8 protein-coding genes and 1 pseudogene are annotated in these 7,927 nt (G+C 63.4%); 5 read left to right on the top strand and 4 right to left on the bottom strand.

The features are described from left to right. On the top strand, positions 1–1,797 hold a 1,797-nt coding region (gene glgX, locus VML93_RS19850; protein WP_325613305.1), incomplete at its 5' end, for a glycogen debranching protein GlgX. On the opposite strand, the gene VML93_RS19855 is transcribed toward glgX, so the two are convergent. Next, entirely contained in the window at positions 1,794–2,789 is a 996-nt protein-coding gene (locus VML93_RS19855) for a sensor domain-containing protein (RefSeq protein WP_325613307.1), read from the bottom strand. The two genes, glgX and VML93_RS19855, sit on opposite strands and share 4 nt — an antisense overlap. Before the next feature lie 393 nt (positions 2,790–3,182). On the opposite strand from VML93_RS19855, the gene VML93_RS19860 reads away from it, so the two are divergent. Continuing rightward, entirely contained in the window at positions 3,183–3,995 is an 813-nt protein-coding gene (locus VML93_RS19860) for a SigB/SigF/SigG family RNA polymerase sigma factor (protein WP_325613314.1), read from the top strand. 294 nt (positions 3,996–4,289) lie between these two features. On the opposite strand, the pseudogene VML93_RS19865 reads toward VML93_RS19860, so the two are convergent. The 3 genes and pseudogenes from VML93_RS19865 to VML93_RS19875 all read right to left on the bottom strand — a co-directional run. Then, positions 4,290–4,857: pseudogene (locus tag VML93_RS19865) on the bottom strand (ornithine decarboxylase); the annotation flags it as partial. Positions 4,858–4,948: 91 nt separating this feature from the next. Further along, positions 4,949–5,356: an STAS domain-containing protein gene (locus VML93_RS19870; protein WP_325613308.1), complete on the bottom strand. Its 408-nt coding sequence runs from the start codon at positions 5,354–5,356 to the stop codon at positions 4,949–4,951. Positions 5,357–5,869: 513 nt separating this feature from the next. Further along, positions 5,870–6,322, bottom strand: a complete 453-nt coding sequence (locus VML93_RS19875) for a hypothetical protein (RefSeq protein WP_325613310.1) — start codon at positions 6,320–6,322, stop codon at positions 5,870–5,872. Between the two features lie 199 nt (positions 6,323–6,521). Between VML93_RS19875 and VML93_RS19880 the strand changes: the two genes are divergently transcribed. The 3 genes from VML93_RS19880 to VML93_RS19890 form a co-directional block, all read left to right on the top strand. Beyond that, entirely contained in the window at positions 6,522–7,079 is a 558-nt protein-coding gene (locus tag VML93_RS19880) for a hemerythrin domain-containing protein (protein ID WP_325613311.1), read from the top strand. Positions 7,080–7,130: 51 nt separating this feature from the next. After that, positions 7,131–7,733 carry a UdgX family uracil-DNA binding protein gene (locus VML93_RS19885; RefSeq protein WP_325613312.1) on the top strand — a complete coding sequence of 201 codons (603 nt, stop codon included), beginning with the start codon at positions 7,131–7,133 and terminating at the stop codon, positions 7,731–7,733. A 19-nt stretch (positions 7,734–7,752) separates the two neighbouring features. After that, positions 7,753–7,927, top strand: a 175-nt coding sequence (locus tag VML93_RS19890) for a DUF3349 domain-containing protein (protein ID WP_414686400.1), incomplete at its 3' end; no start/stop codon positions are given.

The raw sequence follows: 7,927 nt of genomic DNA on the forward strand, positions 1-7,927 counted from the left end.
CAGTCGCTGTTCAGCTATACGTTCGGTGATCCCGACAGTCGCAACGACGACGATTCGGCGGCCAGCATGCCCAAGTCGGTCGTGATCAGCCCGTTCTTTGACTGGGCCAATGACCGCCCGCCCAGCCACGAGTATGCCGACACGGTTGTGTACGAGGCGCATGTCAAGGGTCTGACGCAGACCCACCCGGAGATTCCCGAACAGATACGCGGCACTTACGCCGCGGTCGCGCACCCGGTGCTCATCGAGCACCTCCAGAGCATCGGTGTCAACGCGATCGAGCTGATGCCGGTGCATCACTTTGCGAACGACTCCACATTGATCGAGAAGGGTCTGTCGAATTACTGGGGCTACAACACGATTTCGTTTTTCGCGCCCGACCCGAAATATTCCAGTGCCACTTCGCCGGGCGGGCAGGTGCAGGAGTTCAAGGCGATGGTGCGTGCCCTACACGAGGCGGGCATCGAGGTGATCCTCGATGTGGTCTACAACCACACCGCCGAGGGAAATCACCTGGGCCCGACGTTGTCGATGCGCGGGATCGACAACGCCGCGTACTACCGGTTGGTCGACGACGACAAGCGTTACTACATGGACTACACCGGCACCGGCAACAGCTTCAACGTCGGACATCCGCACTCGCTGCAGCTGATCATGGACTCGTTGCGCTATTGGGTGACCGAGATGCACGTCGACGGTTTCCGGTTCGACCTGGCGTCCACGTTGGCGCGTGAGTTCTACGACGTGGACCGGCTGGCAACGTTTTTTGAACTGGTACAGCAAGATCCGACGGTCAGCCAGGTCAAACTCATCGCCGAACCGTGGGATGTCGGCCCAGGCGGCTATCAGGTCGGCAATTTCCCGCCGCAGTGGACTGAGTGGAACGGCAAGTTCCGCGACACCGTGCGGGATTTCTGGCGCGGCGAGCCCGCCATCCTCGACGAGTTCGCCTACCGGTTATCCGGGTCGGCGGACCTCTACGAGCGCACCGGACGCCGGCCGGTAGCCTCGATCAACTTCGTCACCGCCCACGATGGGTTCACGTTGCGGGACCTGGTGTCCTACAACGAAAAACATAACGAGGCCAACGGCGAGGACAACAACGACGGGGAGAGCCACAACCGGTCGTGGAACTGCGGCGCCGAAGGACCCACCGACGACGCCGGCATCAACGATCTGCGCGCCCGGCAGCAGCGCAACCTCATGACCACCCTGCTGCTATCGCAGGGTGTGCCGATGATCTGCCACGGCGACGAGCTCGGCCGCACCCAGGACGGCAATAACAACGGCTACTGCCAGGACAACGAACTCACCTGGATCGATTGGGCCAATGCCGATACCGGACTGCTGGAGTTCACCGCCGCGGTTTCCGCACTGCGCGCCAATCACCCCGTGTTCCGCCGGCGCCGCTTCTTCAGCGGCAAACCGGTGGGTCGCCGTGGCCAGGACGGTCTGCCCGACATCTCCTGGTTCGCGCCCGACGGGACGGAGATGGCCGACGAGGACTGGGGGGCGGGCTTCGCGAAATCCGTCGCGGTATTCCTCAACGGCCTCGGAATTCCCGACCTCGATGCTCGGGGCCAGCGGGTGCTCGATGACTCGTTTTTGCTGTGCTTCAATGCCCACTACGAGCCGATCGAATTCACTCTGCCACCGGCGGATTTTGGCGCCGGCTGGCGGACCGTGGTGCACACCGGTCCCGACGCGGCGAGGCCGCCGGACGAGTTGAGCGCGGCCGCGACGTTCACCGTCGATGCCCACACCGCCGTGGTGCTGCAGGCTGAGTCCGGCGTCTAGCCGGGGATTTTGCCGAGAATGTAATTGGCGATGGCCACGATCGGCTTGGTGCGGTCGGTGGTGGTGGCGCCGGAGGCCGAGTAGGACATGTCCAGGTCGATGACGACGTTGGTCTTGGCCGCAAGCGCGCGAACAGAGCGTCGCAGTCCCTTGGTGTCCACTTCGATCGTGGTGATGCCGTTGCCGGCGTCGGTAGGGAGGCCCACCGAAAAAGCCAGTGTTTGCCCGGAAGGAAGCGTCACCTTCACTTCAGAGCCACCGCATTGGCGCCATCCCGACAGCAATTGTGTGAGCTGCTTTTGGGCTGCCGGCGGGTCACGAAATGCCGCAACGCCCGGGACCACCTGGGTCGAGTTGAGCGGGTCGCGAGTATCGGTGAATTCCGATGCACGGTAACCGAATACGGCTTCAACGCGGTAGGCCTCCGGGGTGCCCTGGCTGATGGTTCCCCAGCACTCGGGGCGGTCGATCTGTCCCTGTTTGCTGTCGCTGGCGATATGGTCCCAGGTCTTGCCGGGCGCCAGGTTCTGGTCACCGGTGAGTTTCCTGACGTCAGCGACGCTGGGTAACAATCCGGCCAAGTCGGCCTGCACCACCGTGGGCGGCGGGGACGTGTCGGTCACAGTGGTCGGTGTCGCGGTGTGATTGGAGCCGATGGCCGTGAGGGTGGCCCAGCCGACCAGTGCGATGACGGCAAGAGTGATGAGCGCATACGACAGCGACACCCCAACCAGAGCCCGGTCGCGGCCCCGCTCGCCGGTGCGGCGGATTTGGGCGAGCCCCAGATGCCCCAGGATCGCCCCAGCAGGGGCGAACACGAATGCGAACACGAGCGACAACGTCGCGAACGTGTTCACGGCCGGTTCGGGCGGCTCTGGGTAATCCAGCGGTTCCGACGCCGGGTCGCCGTATGGGACGCGGCCAAGCGGATCGTAACTGACCGGCTCGGGGTTAAAAGTATTGTGCCCGAACGGATCCTGGGGGTTACTCACGGAGCGGTCCTCCTTAACCCGGGATCGTGGAACGCATATTGTCGACAATAGCCGCAACGACTTGGTGCGTGGGGCCGCGATTTCGGCCCGGTGCCGGTCGCCCGTCGTCGCTGGCCCGGGGCAGCGGTTCCACCTGATGAGGCGTATTATTCTGATTTACGTCCCTTGCGGACGTTCGCCGTTTAGCCAAAAGCGGTCGGTAGCCACACGGCTGCCGGGCTGCGTGGCCGCGGCAGCAAATCCGGTCACCCCGTTCGGCAGTCCGTGCGCTCCGGATAGTCGATCCGTCCCGACGGATCCGGGTGCACTGGGAGGACCATGCACAAGACTGTTACGGCCATTGCACACGACTCACCGGAAGTGGCCGGTGATGCCAACCTGGCTCTTGCACCGATGACGGGCGTGATCGCTCCCGTACAGCCTGCTCGGTCGGCCGAGCCGACGTCCTCTGGGGATTCCTATGACGACGTCGTCGACATGTTCCGGGCGCTGCACAAGATGCCGGCTGAATCACGCGAGTACGGGCGGCAGCGCGAACGCATCGTCGTGCGATGCCTACCCTTGGCCGACCATGTCGCCCGTCGCTTCGCGCGCCGCGGCGAAAATCTCGATGACCTGATCCAGGTCGCGCGGCTGGGGCTGATGAACGCCATCAACCGGTTCGACCCCACCAAGGGACCTAGCTTCATCGGCTTCGCGGTTCCCACCATGATGGGCGAGGTCCGGCGCCATTTTCGCGACTACACCTGGAGCATGCGCGTCCCGCGCCGGCTGCGCGAGCTCCACGTGCAGATCGGCAAGGCCACACCAGGCCTGACCCAGAAGTTGGGGCGCGCGCCGACGGCCGGTGAATTGTCGGAGCTCCTGGGAGTTTCGCACGAGGAGGTGGTGGAATGCCTCGTCGCCGGCGACGCGTACCGGCTCGAGTCGCTGGACGCACCGCTCGGCGCCAACAGTTCCGGCAAAGACAGAATGGTCGCCGAGGCGATCGGTGAGCTCGATCCGCAGATAGAGCACATCACCAACCGCGAGGCGGTGCGTGCCTTCGTTGCCGGATTGCCGCAACGCGAACGTGAGGTTCTGCAACTGCGGTTTTTCGAGTCGATGACCCAAAGCCAGATCGCTGCGCGAATCGGGTGCTCACAGATGCAGGTTTCGCGCATTCTGGCCAGCACCTTGCAATCCTTGCGCGACAAGCTGGAGTAGCCCCGAGCCGAGGGGAGCTCGGTCCGGCGCTCGTTTGAGCCGACCAACGTCTATATCTTGATCAGCCAGCCTGCGGTGCCCTGGTACTTCGTTGTCTGTGGCATCGTCGTGGCCGGCGGCTGCCTATCGGCCGCCGGGAGTATCGGATCTGGCAGACGTGATGAGCAGAAGTCGACCCATTGAACTCGCGCAACCGGTGCGCCCGGGGACTAATGGCCGTCAGGCGACTACCCGGAAGTGTTGCGCGGTCCGGTCCGCCGGATCGGGCAATGACATACCCGCCTCAACGCCCGAGCGGTCGTGGCAGACCTCGGCGATACCCTCGATATCGGCACAGGTGCCGTAGGGGCTGGGGCTGACAATGAGAGCTCCTGCGGCGTCAGGATTTTGGACCCATGGGGCTTCCACCTGTTGCGGTGAGGGCGGATGCGAGAAGTGCCGCTCGCTATCCCACCTCGGGGTGATCCACCTAGGCCGCACGCCGGAGAATATGAGGCCTGCGACGATCGACTTGTGGCTGTCTTGTGCGACGAGCAGGCCGCCGTCGCTGCCGCCGGCCACGGCCATCATCGCCGCCTTCACCGACAGCGAGCTACCGCAGGTGGAGAAAAACGCGGTATCGGCCCCCGCCGCGTCTGCCATCAGTTCCTCTGCGTGCGCCAGGAACTTTGCGCGATTCCTTCGATCGTCGAGTTCCGGAAGTAGCCAGGACGTCGTCGCGGAAAGGCTCCCTACCCAACACAGCCAGGACGCGGGCATCGACGCCGGCGCCCTGGCGATGTCCCGGCGGTGTGAAGCCGTAGCGATTGCTCCGGCGATAGTCGACCAGCGCGTCCAACAGCGGAGCTTGGGACTGATCCATGACGAACCGGGTACCCGGACGAGAGCACGCCAATCCGCAGGACCCCGTCGCTGTTCAGCCCTCCTCAGCTCGCCGCCGACCTTGGTGTCGCTCAGGATCCGACGCCGACTATTCGCACCGAAAACCTGCGGCGCTGCGGTTGGGGCTGTTGGACCAGATCAGAGAGAAACCGCCGGCGTGACTGGTTGATCGTGTCGATCAGCTGAAGGGCTTCGGGAACTGAGTCGACGATAGGTAAGCCATGGTCGGGGTAGATCCGGGTCAGCCGACGCAGCTCCGTACCGGCGATCACGCTGCAATGCAGCAGTGTTTCCTGGTGTTCGTGGTTCAGGGCCATCAGCGCTCGAAAACCGGCCAGGCCCAGGAAATCCAGCTGCCGAAGATCCAGAATCAACGGGCCTTTCAACCTTGAGACGCGGCGAATTGCCTGGGCGAGGAGCTCGGCGTTCGACGCGTCGACTTCACCGGCGACATCCAACACGGTGGCCACCCTGGTCACGTGGGCAGATAGTCGCGCGCCTGCACAGTCCACCATGTGATGGCTGCGCGGCTGTTCACGCGGCTCTGCCGTTTCATCGAAAGCGATCATGTGGTTGCGCCCATCATGTGTCGTCGTGAGATTTCTTCAGCTGTGGACTCAACCTGACTGTCAGCGTAGCCCGTCAGCGGCTGCGGTAAACCCGCAGCGAGACGATTGATGTCCAGGATTGTTCGCAGGAGGTCAAGCCATGCACCAGGTTTGGGGTCGCAGACCGCATGGCGAACCGGCGACCGAAGCTGCTCCATCGGTGTTCGCCGATTTGATCAGGTCCCAGATCCTCGGTCACCAGCCGCTCGCTGCTGTCGGCGTTCAAGGTGAACTCCGCAGCCGGCGAAATCCACACCCCTTGATAAGGAACTGACTTGTGGGCAAACCGGAATGCCTTGCTCTACATACTGATTCAGTGCCATCTCGTCAAGAAGCAAGGCATGACAACACTCGGCTACCTGACTACGGATGGATACTGGGGGTTCAACCCGGGGCTGCGCCACGCGGTGAAGCGCAATCGTACTGCGCGACTTGGACTTTCTGAGTGGTGAAACTTTCGCGCCACGAGTTGGGCCGGCGGGACTCCCGGTGGCGCCTAGCTGTGGGCCGCGGTGATTCGGTGAAGACCGGCTGAACGAGCCGGAATCGATCAATCAGACCGGAAAGCGACCGCAGCTCCACGCACAGCGCTTGGAATCTGCGTTCGTCGGCCTCGCCGAGCATGCCCAGCGCGCGGTAGTGCACCATCCGCCGCAGTCGCCCCGCCTGCACGGTGCCCCACCTGATGCTGAAGTCGTAGCGCTGCCTCTCGCTCACCTGGCCGCCGCTCCCGAGTTCCCTGAGGGCCCTGATCTGTGCCGTGAGCAATTCCACGTCGGCGTCGATGTCAACCGTCGCCTCACTGGATTCCTTGGTCAGCTCCTGTGTCACGCTCATCGGTTCTCCTCACGCTGGCCATAGGGTCACTGTCCCGAAGCGGTGCCGCTATGTATTCGCTTGTTGTACCCGTATAGGGCGCTTGCTACACCGTTCCTACGTGCTGGACGGGCGTTCGTTTGGCGACGGCGTCGATGGGTAAGCGGTGCAGAGACGCGCACAGCCCGCGCGTTGATCCGCGATTAAGGGGAGAACATCAATGGTTGAGATCATCCGGTCACCCACCGACGTGGTGGACTTTCTGGTCAACCAGCACGAGCAGATCAAGTCGTTGTTCGCTCAGACATTGTCGTCGTCCGGTGAAGCACGGGAGCGTGCTTTCGTCGAACTTCGCCGACTGCTGGCCGTACACGAGACCGTTGAGGAAGAAATCGTTCACCCCCGGGCCAAGCGAAAGATCGCCAACGGCAAAGCCGTGGTGGGACAACGGCTCGAGGAAGAGCACGAAGCCAAGACGGTGTTGCAGGAGCTGGAGAAGCTCGACGTCGGCAGCACCGAGTTCATCCGGCTGCTTACCGAACTGCGCGATGCCGTCCTTGACCACGCCGAACATGAGGAGACTGACGAGTTTGCGCGGCTGGCAGGGGAATTGAGCAGCGATGAACTCGAGAAAATGGGCCGTGCGGCCAGGCTTGCTGAAGCTATCGCACCTACCAGACCGCACGCGGGGGTGGAATCCCAGGCCGCTAATCTGGTTGCCGGGCCGTTCGTTGCGATGCTGGACCGGGCCCGCGATGCGATCGTCGGAAAGGGCTGATCGGCTCCGGGGTTCGAGCGCTCGCGCAGTTTCAGGCGACTAGGCAGGGCCATGTGTAAGGCAGCAATCGGCGCCGACCACTACCTACCCGAGGATCGTTCGTGCCAGGGTTGCCCGCTGTTTCAGAACGCCACCCAAACCGTCTTCGGTCATGGACCAGCGGATGCACCGATCATGCTGGTAGGAGAGCAACCCGGGGACCAAGAGGACCGTGCCGGTTTGCCTTTCGTCGGTCCGGCGGGACGACTGCTGGCCCGGGGCCTCGTAGACGCCGGCATCGATCCGGCGTCGACGTATCGGACCAACGCCGTCAAGCATTTCAAATTCACGCGCAAGGGCGGCAAGCGGCGGATACACCAGAAGCCCAGCCGCACCGAAGTCGTCGCGTGTCAGCCCTGGCTTCTCGCCGAGATCGCGGCGGTGCAGCCGCGGGTCATCGTGTGCCTCGGCGCGACCGCGGCACAGTCGCTGCTGGGACCGGCATTTCGGGTGTCCGCTCAGCGCGGTCAGGTTTTACGGCTGCCCTCAGAGTTGGAAATGAACGTGGCGCCGGAGCCGGTGGTAGTGGCCACCGTGCACCCGTCTGCGGTGCTGCGTGATCGTAGCGATCAACACGTGCCCAGACGCCGCCGAAGCGCGCGATGGGCCCATTAGCGAAACCATTTGCGGTGCAATGTTTCGAACCGCCACACCGGGCTATAACTGCAAGAACGGTTTAGCGAGGTGTCAGTTGGGCTTGGTCGATCGGATTGCGGGGATCGTTGCCTTTTTGCGCGCTGGTTACCCGAAAGGTATGCCCGTCAGAGGTTACGCGCCGCTGTTGGCGTTATTGCCCCGCCGGGTATCCG

It is taken from the genome of Mycobacterium sp., assembly GCF_035499775.1.
Lineage (GTDB): Bacteria > Actinomycetota > Actinomycetes > Mycobacteriales > Mycobacteriaceae > Mycobacterium.